Source organism: Affinundibacterium macrobrachii, assembly GCF_014652415.1.
GTDB classification, from domain to species: Bacteria; Pseudomonadota; Gammaproteobacteria; order Burkholderiales; family Burkholderiaceae_D; genus Undibacterium; species Undibacterium macrobrachii.
In genome coordinates, this window is record NZ_BMYT01000003.1 from 612,920 (window position 1) to 630,130 (window position 17,211).

Annotated in this window: 16 protein-coding genes; 11 read left to right on the forward strand and 5 right to left on the reverse strand. The window is 43.9% G+C overall.

All coding sequences use genetic code 11. The features are described 5' to 3' along the window. Positions 1-10 precede the first annotated feature (10 nt). The 5 genes from IE103_RS11535 to IE103_RS11555 all read left to right on the forward strand — a co-directional run bounded on the left by IE103_RS11535 (position 11) and on the right by IE103_RS11555 (position 3,592). On the forward strand, positions 11-580 hold the full coding sequence (locus IE103_RS11535; protein ID WP_189346245.1) for a hypothetical protein: 570 nt from the start codon (positions 11-13) through the stop codon (positions 578-580). Positions 581-662: 82 nt separating this feature from the next. Then, the gene (locus IE103_RS11540) at positions 663-1,004 is read left to right on the forward strand and encodes a YciI family protein (RefSeq protein ID WP_189346246.1); all 342 of its coding nucleotides are present in this window, start codon (positions 663-665) and stop codon (positions 1,002-1,004) included. Between the two features lie 276 nt (positions 1,005-1,280). Next, complete coding sequence (locus IE103_RS11545; protein ID WP_189346247.1) at positions 1,281-2,402, forward strand: DUF4214 domain-containing protein; 1,122 nt, start codon at positions 1,281-1,283, stop codon at positions 2,400-2,402. Between the two features lie 421 nt (positions 2,403-2,823). Next, positions 2,824-3,033, forward strand: a complete 210-nt coding sequence (locus tag IE103_RS11550) for a hypothetical protein (RefSeq protein WP_189346248.1) — start codon at positions 2,824-2,826, stop codon at positions 3,031-3,033. A gap of 169 nt (positions 3,034-3,202) precedes the next feature. Next, positions 3,203-3,592: a glutaredoxin family protein gene (locus tag IE103_RS11555; protein WP_189346249.1), complete on the forward strand. Its 390-nt coding sequence runs from the start codon at positions 3,203-3,205 to the stop codon at positions 3,590-3,592. A gap of 34 nt (positions 3,593-3,626) precedes the next feature. Here IE103_RS11555 and IE103_RS11560 read toward each other — a convergent pair whose 3' ends face one another. Both IE103_RS11560 and IE103_RS11565 read right to left on the reverse strand, forming a co-directional pair. Then, complete coding sequence (locus IE103_RS11560; protein ID WP_189346250.1) at positions 3,627-5,534, reverse strand: sensor histidine kinase; 1,908 nt, start codon at positions 5,532-5,534, stop codon at positions 3,627-3,629. Then, a complete protein-coding gene (locus IE103_RS11565) occupies positions 5,470-6,150 on the reverse strand; it encodes a response regulator transcription factor (protein ID WP_189346251.1) in 681 nt (226 codons plus the stop codon). The genes IE103_RS11560 and IE103_RS11565 overlap by 65 nt, the downstream gene beginning before the upstream one ends. Positions 6,151-6,330: 180 nt before the next feature. Here IE103_RS11565 and IE103_RS11570 point away from each other — a divergent pair, with 180 nt between their 5' ends. Further along, positions 6,331-7,623, forward strand: coding sequence for a hypothetical protein (locus tag IE103_RS11570; protein WP_189346252.1), 1,293 nt, complete (start codon positions 6,331-6,333; stop codon positions 7,621-7,623). A gap of 117 nt (positions 7,624-7,740) precedes the next feature. On the opposite strand, the gene IE103_RS11575 is transcribed toward IE103_RS11570, so the two are convergent. After that, positions 7,741-11,382: a two-component regulator propeller domain-containing protein gene (locus IE103_RS11575; protein ID WP_189346253.1), complete on the reverse strand. Its 3,642-nt coding sequence runs from the start codon at positions 11,380-11,382 to the stop codon at positions 7,741-7,743. A gap of 345 nt (positions 11,383-11,727) precedes the next feature. On the opposite strand from IE103_RS11575, the gene IE103_RS11580 reads away from it, so the two are divergent. The 4 genes from IE103_RS11580 to IE103_RS11595 all read left to right on the forward strand — a co-directional run bounded on the left by IE103_RS11580 (position 11,728) and on the right by IE103_RS11595 (position 14,965). Next, the gene (locus IE103_RS11580; protein ID WP_229827234.1) at positions 11,728-12,285 is read left to right on the forward strand and encodes a DUF4256 domain-containing protein; all 558 of its coding nucleotides are present in this window, start codon (positions 11,728-11,730) and stop codon (positions 12,283-12,285) included. 119 nt (positions 12,286-12,404) lie between these two features. After that, positions 12,405-13,550, forward strand: a complete 1,146-nt coding sequence (locus IE103_RS11585) for an MBL fold metallo-hydrolase (protein ID WP_189346255.1) — start codon at positions 12,405-12,407, stop codon at positions 13,548-13,550. Between the two features lie 4 nt (positions 13,551-13,554). Further along, positions 13,555-14,082, forward strand: coding sequence for a GNAT family N-acetyltransferase (locus IE103_RS11590; RefSeq protein WP_189346256.1), 528 nt, complete (start codon positions 13,555-13,557; stop codon positions 14,080-14,082). Positions 14,083-14,254: 172 nt separating this feature from the next. Beyond that, on the forward strand, positions 14,255-14,965 hold the full coding sequence (locus IE103_RS11595; RefSeq protein ID WP_189346257.1) for a hypothetical protein: 711 nt from the start codon (positions 14,255-14,257) through the stop codon (positions 14,963-14,965). Between the two features lie 92 nt (positions 14,966-15,057). Here IE103_RS11595 and IE103_RS11600 read toward each other — a convergent pair whose 3' ends face one another. Both IE103_RS11600 and IE103_RS11605 read right to left on the reverse strand, forming a co-directional pair. After that, entirely contained in the window at positions 15,058-15,765 is a 708-nt protein-coding gene (locus tag IE103_RS11600; RefSeq protein ID WP_189346258.1) for a transposase, read from the reverse strand. Beyond that, complete coding sequence (locus IE103_RS11605) at positions 15,698-16,159, reverse strand: hypothetical protein (protein WP_189346259.1); 462 nt, start codon at positions 16,157-16,159, stop codon at positions 15,698-15,700. The genes IE103_RS11600 and IE103_RS11605 overlap by 68 nt, the downstream gene beginning before the upstream one ends. A 266-nt stretch (positions 16,160-16,425) precedes the next feature. On the opposite strand from IE103_RS11605, the gene IE103_RS11610 reads away from it, so the two are divergent. Then, complete coding sequence (locus IE103_RS11610) at positions 16,426-17,064, forward strand: ANTAR domain-containing response regulator (protein WP_229827256.1); 639 nt, start codon at positions 16,426-16,428, stop codon at positions 17,062-17,064. Positions 17,065-17,211 lie beyond the last annotated feature (147 nt).

The window sequence follows — 17,211 nt, forward strand, 5'->3', positions numbered from 1 at the left end:
GAACATATCCATGCACATCAATTTCAGAAAACTAATTTGCGGCTCAATTTTGGGGACTGCTTTATGTATATCCAACTTTGGTATAGGTGCCGAAAACATCGCTACTGCGTCTCAAATAATTAAGAAGATAGAGGGCGTTTATAAAGAAAGATTTGAAAACGCGCTGGTTTCGGGTGAAAAGTATCAATCTGAAGACATCATTGAAATTGTGCCTTATTCAACAGATTCCATATATTTTCGAATATCACTACAGTTTTATAATGGGCACTCATGCGGCATTTACGGTATTGCAAAATATCGCGATAACGCGTTTATTTATAAAAGCGGAGATGAACAAACAGAACAACGAATCTGTACTTTAAAAATCTCCGCTGACGAGAATGCTTTACGCATTACGGATAGACTGACTCCAACTTCCGCGTCCACCTGCAGCGCCTATTGTGGTGCTCGAGGAAGTCTAGGCAAATACGATGTCAGCCTCGATAAAAAGAGAAAGATTCGCTATATGCCGATTATTCTGAAGTCGAGACAATACACCGAGGCCGTAGACGAACATAAGAAACAAGCTAACTTGAATTAAGCCTAATTCGATGTAACGGTGTTCTCACAAAAATACTACCTCAAATTCACCATCAACTTGATCGCATCAAGAGATCGTCATCATGACAAAATACTTAATTTCATTCCCTGCCGCAGCGATGCAAGTACCTGCGCATGAATTAGCGCAAGTCGGTCGCGATGCACATGCCGTGATTGAAGAAGCGAAAGCAGCAGGTGTTTATGTGTTTGCTGGTGGCATCGATGAGAGCGTTGCCCCTACTTTGGTTGCTGCGGACGGCACTATCGCGACGGGTGGCTATACTTGGGCACCTACACTCAATGGCGGTTTCACAGTATTGGAACTCGCCTCATATGAAGAAGCAATTGCTTGGGCGGCACGTATCGCCAAGGCTTGTCGTTGCGATCAAGAATTGCGGGTGTTTGGCCTTGATACTCAATCGTAATTAAGTCACGAAGAACACAAGTTTGGTACATTCGTTCAGTCATCGATACATTGCTCCATCTCACTTCATTCAGCCTAAACACATCACAGTTATTTAAACTTTTTTAACAATCCTGTCATCGCATTTCAAAACACACGCGTTGAGTACCCAAGAGGTAACCGCGGATTGTCTCTCCTTTTTTAAATACATCTTTTGCTTAAGTTTGACAGACTGGTTCTAACGCCAATTTGCCATACACGATGTATTTTATTTTTAAAGAATCAGTGGAGAGTTGTTATGGCCTACATCTATGGTGATGGTAGTTATTTTGATGAACGAACCAAAGGGTTTGATTCGAATGGTTTAAGTTCGACATTTAAGGTGCAACGCGACATGGTGTCGTTCGGTACTTTGTCAGCGAATGATTTAACGGATTGGTACCAACTGAATCTCGACGGTGCTGGACATTACACAATTTTGTTATCGACTGATCCTATCAACAATTACAGCAATACGCATAATTGGAATGAGCACGCTAGCGGCATACGCGTGACCATCACTGACCGCTTTGGCACACCACTCAGTGGGGTCGATTCTGGCTTTGCAAATCTGACTACCGATGGTCGTATTAGCTTTGACTACCATGGCGACTACTCGCGCGGCGATTACTTTATCAAAGTGAGTAATTTATCTTACGCCGCCACCGACTATGTGATCGGCTTGGAAGCGACGAAGGTAGCTGGTGTCGACGTCTATGGAAGTTATAGCCATGATTATCTGCGTGGCAGCAAAGGCGATGACCATATCGAAGCCTACAGCGGCAGCGATACGATTCTCAATAGTGCTGGCAATGACTATATCAATGGCGGCAGTGGTCTCGATTTTCTGATCATGGCAGGCAAGATTGATGAGTACAACATCAGCGGTAGTCTCAACAACTTTTTGGTCAAAGATAAACTGGGTGAGGAAGGCACAGATCAAGTCGTGCAAATCGAACGCTTACTATTTGATGACTATGCATTGGCGTTTGACGTAAATGGCGCGGCAGGTCAGGCTTATCGCTTGTATCAAGCAGCGTTTAATCGCAAACCTGATTTGGAAGGACTTGGTTACTGGATCGATAAACTCGATGATGGCGTCAGCCTGACTAGAGTAGCTAATGAATTCTACCGATCCGCCGAATTCCAAACTAAGTACGGCAGTTACACCAGCAACGCCACTTTCATCACAACCTTGTATCAAAACGTATTACACCGCGCGCCGGACATCGGTGGATACGATTACTGGAATTACAAACTCAATAGTGGCGACATGACACGTGCCGAAGTATTGGTTAGTTTTAGTGAAAGTGCAGAGAATCAAGCGCAGATCATCGGGCAAATTCAAAGTGGGATTGAATATCTCGAATGGGGTAATTGAGCGAAGTATCTAGCAACAATCTCCAAAACTCTTGATGTCAATAAATTACATACGGCTGTCGACAGCTTTCGCCAAGCGGTCAACAGCCGTACTATTTTTCAAATCAGTATCGTCCTGAAAAGACAAATGCAAAAAGCATTTGTCCACTCAATGCGTTGACGTACCTCCCTTAACTTTGTTGCACAGGGGACTCCGACTATCAATATAAAAATCAGTAGTAACCCGCATTTTCACTAGCGTCATCACTCATACGATAGTTTAATTTCATCGTATTTTTATGCATATCACAAAGATATTTTCCGCATAGTGAGCCGATCATAAAAATCATATACTTTCTGCGATAAAACTCACGTAGCAAATCTCTGACAGCTAGGCGAACTTTATCGACATACCTTATTTAATTCTTATAGGAGGAGATTTTATGAAGCGATTACTATTGGCCTTAGCTTGTTCTATCGGGGTAGGAATGGCATTTTCCGCTAGCGCAATCAATAATGGAGGCTGCTTGAATGGTTGCGGTATAGGAAAAGGCAAGTGCCTAGCGAAAGCAACTACAGACCAACAAAAACAAGCTTGCAACACCTCGTGGTCAAACTGTACTAAGAGCTGCAACAAGCATGGGAACAAATAACATCAAGAAATGACCGTGGTTTTTGCTTGTCGTATGCGACCTCAATGCAATTTAAATCATCCTCAATCTATTAGAGGATGATTTAATTTTCATCGATGATCTTTCTAAAAACTCGATTACATCTATTTGAACCTTCTTAGCACATTCGCTCCATCAATCAATAAAATTAATGAAGATTAATTACTATCTCAAACAAAGTCTTTACCTTGTCGTGACGATTATTGTCGGACTAAGCATTGGGAATGCCATAATCAACATAAAGGAGTTAACAAAAAAATCCTACATGGAAGGAGATTATTCAGAGTTTTACGTAGGAACAAAATCGCAAGTTATCTTGTATGGAACCACGACATGCCCATTCTGCAAAGAGGCACGCTCATACTTAAAAAGTAAAAATATTTCTTTTGTAGACTACGATGTTGACTTACATGAACAAGGGCGAAAAGACTTTCAAAAACTAAACGGAGAGGTCGTCCCTTTAATATTGATTGGCGATCGAAAGATTTCTGGTTTTAATTCCCAAGCGATTGATGATGCGCTCTCACAACTAAATAATTAAAACCTCTAAAATCTGAAGTCGAATCAGAATGCACTCAACCTGCACCGTTGCTATCCGCTTCCCACTGCAAACGGACTGTTGCGCCATCACCAATCTCGCTATCAATTGACAATTGAATTTTTAAGTCTTTTGCACGTTCATGTAGATGCCGAAGCCCTCTACCACCCAACACCATCAAAGGATTGAATCCCCGTCCATTGTCTCTTATGATTAACCTATCATATAGACCATATCCACCGGCCTCCACAAAGATTTCCGAGGCATGTGCATGTTTAATTATGTTTGCGAATATTTCACGAATCATATGTTCAAACTGAATTAATTCGTTCGATGTCCAGTTGATCGTATCAAACGGCTTGACCCGCCAATGCAATTGAATTTTTAAACGTTTCAAGCGAGATTCGTAGCGAAAACGAAACTGAGCCAATACTGTCGTCAAATCATCTCCACTTGGACTCAAGGTATCAATTGTCGCTCTAAGCGTATCAATCACTTGCTGTAATTCAAACTCAATTTCCGTATGCTGCGTAGGCGCAGTTTGGACCAAAGACATCAAGCCCACAAGCTGAGATCCCAAACCATCATGCATATCTTTCATAATTCGACCACGCTCCAAACTAATTGCTTCTTGCTGAGCTCGAACCGTCATTTCTTGATGATGATGTTCTAATAGCTGTCGTTGTTTGGCAACCTCTACTTCCAATTCGTGTCTATACTGAGCGTCACTTCGTATGGCATGCACATATCGCAGATTCAATACGATACCAATCGCAAGAATGAAAAACAAAACGATCAAAGGTGTGAAGTAAAAGCGCTGATATGCGTCAGCTGCATCGGAAATCCAAACATTCCAATGATCGTATAAACCGACAATCAACATTAGCAAACCAGCCAGAGCAACTGCAATATTTGAAGACGACGGATTTCGTATACTCTGTCGTGCTATAGCCAGCAAGGCAAATGCCCCAGCCACAACGATTAAATCAATTCCTAGCGCCTTTAACACAGATGGCGCTCCAAAAATTAAGGCAATTGAACTAAGTAAAAAAATGCCAAGAGATAACCATTGTGCCTTCTCCAACCACTTGCTTCGAATTTGATTTACTCTCAACGCGAGAATACAAATCAAAGACATCCAAATTCCAAAACACAAATCGATCAGAAAAAACCAGTAACTGTATGGAATCGGCAAGTCATGCATGGACCAAAGCCATGCTCGCAACGCCCAAAGTGCTGACGCAATCCCAAACAGCAATGCATTGGAAGACCTGTACAAAATGGCAGCAGATAAGCTAATAAATCCTAAGATGGCACAAATAACTATGATGGCAATCGTTGACCACAAGAACGTACGCAGTTTTTCAGCATGTAAAGCTGAAAGATCTTGCTGAGATCCTATTAAAACTTGAGACAAGCCAGAGTATCGTCGACAGTCACCTGCAACTTGAATATAAACAAAGGAATTCAGATTTTTCGTTGTTTCTAATTTCGGAAAAGATACGATGATTGCATGATTACTATAGTCTGAATCAGAATCAAATAAGTCACCATATCTTGCGACTATTTGGTCATCGAGGTAGAAATGAACACGATTTCCAGCTCGATATACAAGTGCAGCAGAATCATCGTTTTTTGGGAAAGACGTCACCGGAATCCGATAAGTCCAATGCCCTTCTCGACATGGCTTATGGCGTCGCCATACGTCAGATAACGTAACTGACGACCAAGTGACACCTATCGAACTTGATCTTGTTTGTAATCCAGGTGCTATCTCCGCATTTCTCACTAGTGAAGTCTCAGCATATGCAAGCCCACTCAACAATACAGAGGAAATAATACCAATGAGAAATGGCTTCTTTCTCAGAAAACTCAATAAATTATTTGAGATCCAATATCCCCATACGAGTAGCCGTATTAATTGCTTGAGTGCGTGAATTAACATAAAGTTTGCTATAAATGCTCTTAACATGATGACGTACTGTGTTCAAACTCATCTGCCTCAACTCAGCGACTTCCCCATAGGTGTAACCGATTGTCAAATCTTTAAGGACAAGCAATTCTTTTGAAGTCAGCGAAGGACCGCTAACGAATGATTTTTGCTCAAAAGTCGTATTGCCGAATCGATTTGGTGTCGTGTAGTCACGCAACTGCGTTAAAACACGTCTAGCTATTTGTGGTGACATTGGTGAACCACCATCCATGAGATCTTCTAAATGCTCAGCTAACTCATCGTCTCCCTGTCCTTTTAATAGGTATCCTGAGGCGCCAGCTTCAACGCAACGAATCACATTATCCTCGTCACCAAAAACCGAAATTATCAATACCTGACAACTTGGATAGTGCGCAAGAGTCCAAGGAATCAGGTCAATCCCATCTCCGTCCGGCAAACCCAAATCCAACAACAAAACGTTTATCGAATCTTGAGAAATAGCGTGGCGAGCTTCGTGCCATTTCCCACATGCAAACGCAATACTCCAATTTGCGCGTGATTGAATAGTGCTTACAAAGCGTGACAAGGTTCTCGGGTCATCTTCAACGATACCTATCTTAATTTCCATACATAAAAATAGAAAAAGGAAACGAAATAAATTTCAAAACAAAATAGTAAGGAGTTTACAGAAACTTTCTATCACATCTTCATGTGATTTCAGCGGGATAAGTATTTTATAAAATATTTCAACTAGCTAATAGTCTGAACAATCAACTATTCTTTATTGACCTTTCCAAACCAAATATCTATGCACAATCTTCATCAACAAATTCGTCAAAAAAATCAGTATAAGAAAAAAAGCTGCGCGATTCTCATCGCCAGCATATTCGCATTAACTGCCCCACAAATTCACGCGCAAGGGCTATTTAACAAATTGATTGAGAAGGTACAAAGTTCTACCCAGTCAAGCGGTGGCTTATCGCACGCTGATCTCAGCGCGTCTGATAGAAAACAATTCGAGCAAGATAGAGCAGACAATAATTTAGACAAAAAACCAGTGACCGCTGATAAGCGCGGAGTTAGCGGCATATATTTTTCAAACGTACCAATGGGTGGTGTATCCCTAAATCAATCTGCCACTTTTGCTATTGGAAAATTCTTAGTTGAGTACGACGACAGTACTGGCGTAGCGACCATCTCAACGCGCTATGGTTTCGAAGCGAACGACCCATCTAAACTAGTGCCAAAAGCAAAATTCACACGCTCCTCAACTTACAAGGATCGCAATTTACGTGCACTACAAAATACTACGCATTTTCTACTACCAGAGGGCAATCCCGAATCAAGAATGCACTTACTGTACGGACAAATGATTCATAAAACGGATTTGCAAGGTAATAAAGTAGCGGACAAATTAACTCCAACCGGATTAAAAAATTTGTTAGAGCTTGAACCTGGAATTCTGTATATTGGCGAAACGCCATTTGCTGGAAATAAGACCGAAGCTGACGGTCATAACCTGCTTCTTCCTGGAATGGTAATGCCTCTATTGATTAAAGAAGGAAAAGAGGAAGCGGCAAAAGCGTGGACAGTAGAACGCATTATCAAACAATATCGTGCCGCCAATGCAGCGTTCGACAGCGCTTTAGAAGACACAGCAGCAACTGCCGATCCTAATTTAAGCTTACGTGAACCATCAAATGATTTGCCGACGAAGCAAGAGTTAGACGCCGCGAAAAACCAGTGGAACATTTTAATCAAGTCACAGGCAGTTGGCGGCACCCAATCCAAACGCCAGTTCAAACTTGTCTATGCTTATCCAGCTACCTCATTCGAAAATCAAAACAAAAAACAATGGGTGAATAATACATACACGGACACAATAGTTACCCGTAGCCGAGTTTATGTCGCAGTGTTTCAAGATCAGGAAAACAAGTACTGGACAAATCGCTTCTATTTGGTTGAAAAAGCACCATTGGGCGTTTTCTTTGGCGAGCGGTGGTCTGGTCAATATGAATACGCATTGCCTGCAAGCGCACTACCTGTGGCGATAGACAAAACTGCTGCACTAAAGTATCAATCTGTGGTCAAAACAAAATAAGCTAGCTTCTTTTTCTGGCCTATTTCAAAGAACAATTTAGATGAAGAACGCGATGGATTAACAGATTCATCGCGTCATCAATACCGCAAAAATTGTTTGACTTAACAACTGAACCTCCTACATCACAACAGAGAACATAGGAAACTCCACAAAAAATATCGTGCCGCCAAGTGGATTGGGACAGAAGCCAATCTTGCCATCCATGCGTTCTACTAACTCTTTGGCAATCGTCAAACCTAGTCCAGTGCCGTCTTTGGCACGCGTGTCAGATGCATCTTCTTGTGAGAATTTTTGGAAAATTCTTTCGCTAAAACTGGCAGAAATGCCTGGACCGCGATCAATTACTTCGATCCGTACATGACCTTCTTTGTTCGGTAATAAACGGATGCGAACATGTTCTGCTGGTGGAGAATATTTACAAGCATTCGACAAAAGATTCGCCATCACTTGGGCGAAGCGATCAGGGTCGACCCGTAAGGCGTAATTCGGGATATCGCTATCGATCAACAGCGATACACCTAGACGTTGAGCAAACGCTTGGTTTGATTCTAATACGTCAGCGATCAAGCCAGCCAATGGCAACTTTTGAAAATTAAAGTCCATCATATTGGCTTCAATCTTTTGCATATCCAACAGATCATTGATTAAGCGACCAAGGCGCTCGGCGTTATTTAAAGCGATCTGTCCCAATTTGGCCGCAGCAACTGGCAACTCGCCAGCCACACCGCCGACCATGAGGCCAAGACCACCGCGAATTGCGGTTAGAGGGGTGCGCAATTCATGGCTCACGGTCGAGACAAATTGCGTTTTCATCCGCTCCACTCGCTTTTGCTCGGTGATGTCACGAACAATTAAAATGAATTTTCTTTCTCCTGCATCGGCAAATCCACTCAGTGATAGTTCCGCTAAAAACAAGCTGCCATCGGCGCGTACTTGTTGTAGCTCCATTTCGCTGTGCCCCTTGCTGGCGAAATCTTCACTAGCTATCTTTGCCTGCAATTGCTCACTCACATCCTCTGCACACAAGCGAGCAAAAGGCATGCCTTTAATTGCATCAAGATGCCAACCAAACAAGGCTAAGCCAGCACGATTACATGACTCTATCTTCCAATATTTGTCGGTGGTTAAAATCGCGTCCGCTGCATTTTGAAGAATAGCTTGCATACGCTCCGCGTTATCTCGATTGACTTGCTGTTGCGCGACCAGTTCTTGCAAACGCTCTGCCACCAACGATTCTAAACGTGCCTGATCACGCGTTAAGTGTGCAACTCGCCAACGATAAATACCAAATAAGATCGCCGCCGTCAGCAACAGCATCAGCCAACGAAACCAGGTCGTTTGCCAATAACGTGGAGGAATCGCGATTTTGACACTCGCCACTCTGTCACTCCAGACGCCAAGATCATTCGCCGCTTTGACTTGAAAAACATAATCGCCTGGATTCAAATTAGTATAAGTGGCGCTACGACGCTCGGCATCGACTTCAACCCAATCGCGATCAAATCCTTCTAAGCGATAGGCATAACGATTCAATGATGGATTGGTAAAATGAAGCGCCGCAAATTCAATCGAAAACACTGATTCTTGCTGCGTAATGACAAGTTCTTTAGGAGCGGTTACTGGGCCAGATAGACGTACTCCATTTGGTGGCAAGCCATACTTTAAGGATCGATTAAAAACCGAAATATTCGTAATCGCGAGCTGCGGCGGGATTGAAAAACTGCGCACCGCACTTGGCTCAATCGCCGTCAGGCCTTTGGTGCCACCGAAATAAAGCACGCCGTGAGCATCACGATACGAAGCGCCAGAAAAACTATCTGAAATACCGTCGCTAGCAGAATAGCGTTTAACCACGCCACCGTCCGGATCAAAGCAAATTAGACCATCAACTGTACTTAGCCACAACTTACCTTGTAAATCACTTTCGATGGCAACGATCTTCGCTGGGCCAATGCTGTTGTTATCTGAAAAATGACGGAACGATATACGTCCATCTTGCGAGGTAATGATTTGATTTAAACCATTTGATGCACCGACCCAAATACGTCCTTTTGCATCTTCATGTAACGAGGAAATATTATCCGCACTAATGCTTGCAGCATCAGCGGGATTATGTCGAAAATGCGTGAACTTACCGGTCTTTTGATCTAATAAATCTAAACCGCCACCTACCCATTCCGAACCCGCCCAGAGACGCCCGCGACTATCTTGCAAAATCGTGGTGGTTCCCTTTGCGCTACGGCTATCGGGATCGGCTGGATCTGATAAATATTTATGATGTTCACCCGATCGAATATCGTAACGGATTAAGCTATTTCCGGTACCTAACCACAGTACGCCATCATCACCAGCAGCAATGGTATTGATATAGTCATCAGCAATGCTGCCGAAATGAATCACCTTAAATTTCGCATCGCGTCCACTTGTATCATCAAGGCGATTTAAACCAACCGACGTTCCGACCCACAATGGTCCATTGGTTTGTTTATGTATGCTGTACACCAAATCATTACTCAAAGCGCCAGCTTGATTTTTATTTGCTCGGAAGTGCTTTAACACTTTGCTGGTAGCCACATCAAATAAGGCAACGCCATTATTATTGGCTAACCAAATCCGCCCGTCTCCACCACTTGCAATCCGCCCAATCGCATTATTCGGGCGCGGATTTTGCGCATCGGCATCAAACGGAATAATTCGACGAAAGCCCTTACTATTCAGATTAGTGATTGCGATTCCATCAGTTAAGCTGGCGACCCACAGCATGCCACCACGATCATGCAATATCGCCCGCACATCATCTGATGGCAAACTATAAGGATCAATTGCTTGCTTAACGAATTGCTTGAATTTTTTTGCGCTTGCATCCCATCGCAACAAGCCCGCAGATAATGTCGCAGCCCAAACAACACCATGACGATCGGCATAAATATGATTGACGCGACTAGCTGGCGTATCGACGCGCCGACGGGTACTCCAATCGCTTGCCGTATGCCAAAGTACGATGCCATTTTCTGTCCCTATCCAAAGCATCCCTTGCGCGTCGAGATACATAGAGCGAACGATGTTTAATTTCGAATCGGGCTGCTTTTCATCATCAATACGAAAATGACGAAAACGATTGGTGCCAGGTTCTAAATAATCGATGCCGGCTGGCCAAGTACCTGCCCATACACCGCCTTTTGTATCAACTGCAATCGCGTTCAAATCATTCGTGGCTAAGCTATCACTGCGCGCAGCTTCATGAGCGTACAAAGTAAACTTTGCCTGAACCGGATCGAAGTGTTGTAAGCCGCCCCAAGAGGCAATCCAAAAACCGGATTTGCCATCGGACATAATGGATTTAATGATGCGCTGATTTGCCGCGCCAGAACTTGGGAAGTATCGTGTGAAATTATTCGTCTCGGCATTAAATTTGGCGAGGCCATTTTGCGTGCCGACCCAAATTTGACCGTCACCGTCTTCATACAAAGCAGAGATACGATCATGCGGCAGGCTAGTACTATCGGTTGCTGAACTTTGATATTTCTCAGTTTGATAACCATCAAAACGATACAAGCCCGCGTTGTTGGTACCTATCCAAATAAACCCTTGACGATCTTGCAGCAAGGACAAAGTAGAAAGCTGCTCCGCCCCCAATGCCGTCAGCCGTTGAAAGCGCAACTCCGAGCTAGTTGATGCATACACCGAGTAGCAAAAGCATACCAACACCAAGGTCGCCAAGCAGCAACGACTAAAGTACCAATACGATTTTTTCAACATTGTTTGCAATAGATCACCCATGAAAGTAAGGCAACTGATCCGTCTCGAAATCAATCAAATCCACTTTGCCAACCCCTATCTTCACTGTCAACCGCTTTCATTGTTAGCAATGTGAGCGATTGTTAGATTTAAGAAAATTCGGCCTTTTTTGCAACAGCCGATCTGTTTTTTGATCGGTTATTTAGATAATCACAAACCATCTTGTTGCTCCTGCGCCCCATTACATCAACCTAAAAAACGCCAGTAAGTATTCAACACGACGAGTAATTGACATACTTTGCTATAAAATTAACAAAATAGTTCATCAAATTAATGCTTCATTACCCATATGTTGGTTTGATCAATATGAAAAATTCACTCAGCACAGAAGCCACACAACAAACGCTTTCGATTTTAGAAAAACGTTTCGCGACCAACCCACATCGCCATCCGAATATCGATTGGCAAGTGATTGCACTGCGTTTAAAACAATTTCCAGAGAAGTTAGCCAGCTTAGCGGAGATGGAATCAACCGGTGGCGAGCCTGATGTATTTACTTACGACGCGACCACAGATACTTATTATTTTTGCGATTGTGCGGTTGAAAGCCCGGCTGGTCGACGCAGTGTTTGCTACGATCGCGCCGCCTTAGAAGCTCGCAAGGAACATCAGCCGCATAACAGTGCGGTCGAGATGGCGACCGCGATCGGAGTCGAGCTAATGAGCGAACAACAGTATCGATTGCTGCAAAGTCTCGGTGAGTTTGATTTAAAAACATCTAGTTGGATTCTAACACCTAGCAATATCAGAAAATTAGGCGGCGCATTGTTTTGCGATCGTCGCTATGATCATGTCTTTGTTTATCACAATGGCGCGCAGTCTTACTATGCTGCGCGCGGATTTCGTGGGGTGCTTAAGTTGTGAAAAATCATGGCTACGACCTCAATCGAACCATCGTCTGCGCGATTATGAGAAGCCATTTATACTCAAGTTCTCATTGCAAGCACTCATTACAACTTCTACACTGAATTTAATCGACACCTATGCGCGCAAAAATTTCTTCGCAAAAAAATTCACAATTCCTCGGCATACCGCGAATCGTGCTACCAGCGCTAGCCTTATTGCCTTTACTTCTAACTGGTTGCGGACATCCCAACATCGTCAAAATCCATCACGCGCCGGATTACAAACAACCGATCAGCAAAGAAGGACGCTATCAAAATACGTATCCTGGCCAACAAAGCTATCCGTTCACTTGCGAAGCGGATTGTTATCAAGCGCAAACAACACTGCAATGTCAAAGCGATAGCCCAGCGGAACAATGTCGCTACACAGGTCCACAAGCCAACATAGAAAATACCAGTGGTTTTAAAGTACGATGGTTTGGTCATGCGAGTTTTCAAATCAGTACTAGCGATGGTCAGCAAATTTTGCTCGATCCAGTCACCGAACAATTTGATTGGCCAGTGAATTGGGGTTTTCATTTATTACGTGGGTTTAGTCGCGGATTGCCCCAAGGATTGAACGATCAAATTTTATCGAATGCGAATGTGGTCTTATATTCACATATCCACTACGATCATTTCAATAAAGCAGACATCGAACGAATCGGTAACAAACCAGACTATTTGGTACCACTTGGCTTCGCTGATCACTTTCCTAAAGGCGCATATCGAATCAATGAAATGGCTTGGTATAGTCAGCAAAATTTTTCATCACTACAAATTCATGCCGTGCCCGCACATCATTTTAGCAATCGCATTTTAGTACCGCTGGTGTACGAGGATTTTGCGAAAAGCGCTTGGAATGGCTGGCTACTTCAATCACACGGCAAATCATTATTCTTTGCCGGCGATACGGGTTACTCACAGCACTTTAAAGATATCCGCCAACGTTATGGTGCTATCGACGTGTGCCTGTTACCGATTGCCTCGTATTATCACAAAGAAGACGGTGCTCGCTACCGCAATGTTCACACCACACCCGAAGATGCGCTCAGCGCCGCGGTTGAGCTTGGCTGTAAAGTAATGATTCCTTGGGGCTATGGTAATGCTAGCTGGAAAATGGGCGACCACAGCAGCCATTCAGCCTTACAACGCTTATTGACCGTGCGCCAACGAATTCAAGACAAACCGGAAGGCAAAGTACCTTTGTTGATCTTGAATGAGGGCGAGGAAGTTAGGCCTTAAATTGATGAACACATCCCCTATTATTTTGCACCCAGTGACAAGAGATCATCTGGAAGCGGGTCTAGCGATTCACTGCAATCCCGAAACCAATCGCTTTAATCCATTTGGACCACCGACACCAGAACGTTTTGAACAAGCCTTACTTGATTGGATTTCGCACTGGGAAAACTATGGCTTTGGCTATTGGGTAGTTAGTTTAATACAAGCGCCAAAACAAATAATTGGCTTTGGCGGCGTGATGGATACGATGGTTGGAACGCAGGTCGGTTTAAATTTGTATTTTCGTCTGTCTCCATCAGCTTGGGGAATTGGCGTTGGTACTGCCATCGCGGAAGCAGGACTTCATCAAGCCTTTGTTCAACAGCATAGAGATGCAGTGTTAGGACTGGTCAGACCCAAAAATCTGCCATCGCGCAAAACACTTGAAAAAGTGGGAATGCTTGCATTCGACACTTGCAAGGACGTGCCCGATCAAGAACCGAGCTTGATTTATCGCATCACCGCACATGAATATGCAAACCGCAAAAAATAAAGAGGAAGAAAAACGGTTGCAGTAGACCCGCTTGGATGTTGATCACAATTGCGCATAAAAATCATATTTACAATTTCTCACAGACTTCTGGCCGAACTCGCATAAAATGCCAACTTCGTTTCATGTTTATTCAACATGATTTTTCATTTATCTTTTTTAAAATGAGCTTCCTATGAAAAAAGTTTCCCATGCTTCGTATTTATTGATGGCATTGAGCTGCGCTCTGGCACTAGGCTGTAGCAAGAAAGCACCCGAAGCATCTGCTGAAGTTGCAGCGAGTGAAGTGGCACCAGTAGCAAGTGCAACAGCACCAGCACCTGCGCCAAAGCAAGCCGAACCGATTTCAAGCGAGCCAACTGCGGAACAACGCGAACAAGAAAAAAAGAAAGCCTTGATGGATTACGCCAAGATGGAAGATCAATATTTGAACGACACCAAGGCGCAATGGGCGAGTAGCGCAAAAGCGAGTTCTACATTTGGTGAGGAAGGTAGCTCTGGCCCTTCGCCGTACAATGTCGCGAGTAATGCCAAAGGTGGTGTCGATGGCAAAGCATGGACCAACGGTCGTCAAGATATTGGTTTTGACTGGCTAGAAGTCAATTACGACAAACCCGTCGCGGCGACTGAAGTACGGATTGTCTTTGATGATGGCAAAGGCGTTGAATCGATTAACAAAATCGAATTGCAAAGCATTGATGGAAAATGGAATACCGTTTGGGACGGCATTAGCGACCAAAAAGCGGATCGCCGCGGCAACCGTACTTGGTTCGTACGAAGCTTTGACAAAACCGATTACAAAGTGAAAGCGGTTAAAGTCACGATAGCGAATAACTTAGAACGCGGTTACAAAACAATCGACGCGGTGCAATTAGTCGGCGAATAAGTATGTGTGAGTGACTCGCTAGCGTATCTACGCCTCTTGCACCAGCAGAGGCGTAAGCGTCTCTCGCTGATAGCTTCTCTAGCAATCGCGAATCAGCTTGATGTCGAAATCACTGCGTTCTTTCTAGGACGTCCTCGAGATACCGGTTCAACGCGCCGTTCAGTTAGTTTAGCCATTTCTGCCTTGAAGGTGGCAGAACCGAGAACCCATGCTTTATTCGTCGCATCATTAATCGCTTGCAAAAGTGTTGACGACAAACCATTCTCAAGCAATTGACGGTAGGCTGCTTCGCGTTGAAATGGCGTATTCCCCAAGCCCCAATACATCGCATGATCGGCCAACAATGGATCAGTACGCATCCCCAAATGATGCTGGCAGCTCGACCACCAATAACTGCTCGGCTCTTGCACCAAATGCTGACGAACCGCCATCTCTTCTAACATGACACAACAGGGCAAAAAGTATTGGCTTGATTCCAGCACCGTCGCCTTAAATCTACCCTGCCACAGGAAACCACTACGCTGATACTTCGCATTAAAGTAAGGCACGTAATATCTTCCTAACCACTGCATCAATTTTCCCAAGCCAAGTTCGTCAGTGGGCGTTACTAATAAATGAAAGCGATTCGGCAATATGGTGTAGGCATGTACTTGCACCGCGAATTGTTTCGCCCCTGACTTGAGCCAATCTAAAAAAACTTGATAATCTGCAGTATCGACAAAAATGATTTTATTATCGATACCAGCTTGGGTAATGTGATGAGCCTGATGTGGAATTACCAGACGCGGAAGTCTTGCCATGATGAGTGTTTTGCAAAGCCGATTTAATTGGGGACATTGTAGTAGAAAATGCTCGCCATGGGTCAACATCAGCGCCAAAGACATCCTCCTCGTAAAGGATAGGCATACTCGGCAAAGCCGCTCTTAACATAGCAATTAATATAAAAGTTAATGCACTCACAGTGCCAACCTCGGGTCGATTTATCCACACATAGTGCGGAGCGCGTCTACGCGTTTCACGCACGATATCAAACAGCGTTAATCGTGCCTTCTCTGCATCCAAACACTCAACTACATAGGCAGAATCTCGCCACGTGCCAAGCAACATACTTTCTTGATTCGACGCTGTCGATGTTAACAAGCGCTGACCAAGTTCTGCTAGTGGCGGCACAATCAATAGTATCTTTGTTTTCATAAAGCACCTTTAAGAGAAATAGGCAGGAACTATAGAAAACCTATGTGATAAAACGATGTGTTTGCTGTGAGCTTGGAGTGAGCTTGAAGTGATGCCGCATTGAGCTTGCAATGTACATATGAGCAAATCGATATACCTAAACTTTTGAACCTTACTCAAAGCGCGAAGATACTCAAGTTAAGTTGGCGCGAATATTGCATCAAACTTTGCATATCTCGTTTTAAATGTGTCGTCTCGATCCATCTTTGGAGTCATACTTGTCTGATCTGCATGCTTCAAGTTTAAAAATAGTCGTCATTAATACGATAACGTCAGCATCTGGGCAACACGATCAAGATGCGATCGCATTACAAAGACAAATGACGCGCTCGCGCGATTTGCGTATAGGCTTGTTACAAGCGGGTTATAACATCATCGCCTCGATCCCCGGCGATATGTACTTGGTTGATCGCTTAACCCAGTTGCAACCCGATATGATCATTATTGATGCCGAGTCCGATGCACGCGATGTATTGGAAGAATTGGTGCTAGTCAGTCGTGATGCGCCGCGCCCTATCGTCTTATTTACCGAAGAGGACAATCCCTCACAATTGGCGTCCGCAATGGCAGTCGGCGTCTCGGCTTACGTCGTCGCAGGGCTGCAAGTCGAGCGTGTCAAACCTGTGCTAGAAGTCGCTGTTGCGAGATTTCAAGCTGACCAAAAATTACGTACAGAACTGCACGATACCAAAAATAAACTAGCAGAACGCAAGACCATAGAACGTGCCAAAGGCTTGCTGATGGCACGCCATCAACTCAGTGAAAACGATGCCTATCAACGCCTGCGAAAACAAGCGATGGAAAAAAATCTGAAACTAGTTGAGCTCGCACAGCGTATCTTAGATGTCGCTGATTTATTGGGATAAGCGGTGACACAGTTTGGTGCAATGCACCAAGTTGGCATCCAAAGCAGTGCAGTAAGATAGTAAAAATCTTATCAACAGCACCCTTTTAAGCTGAAACTCCGACAGAACCAGTTGGCACACAACTTGCAAAGAAAAGCTTAAGTACCG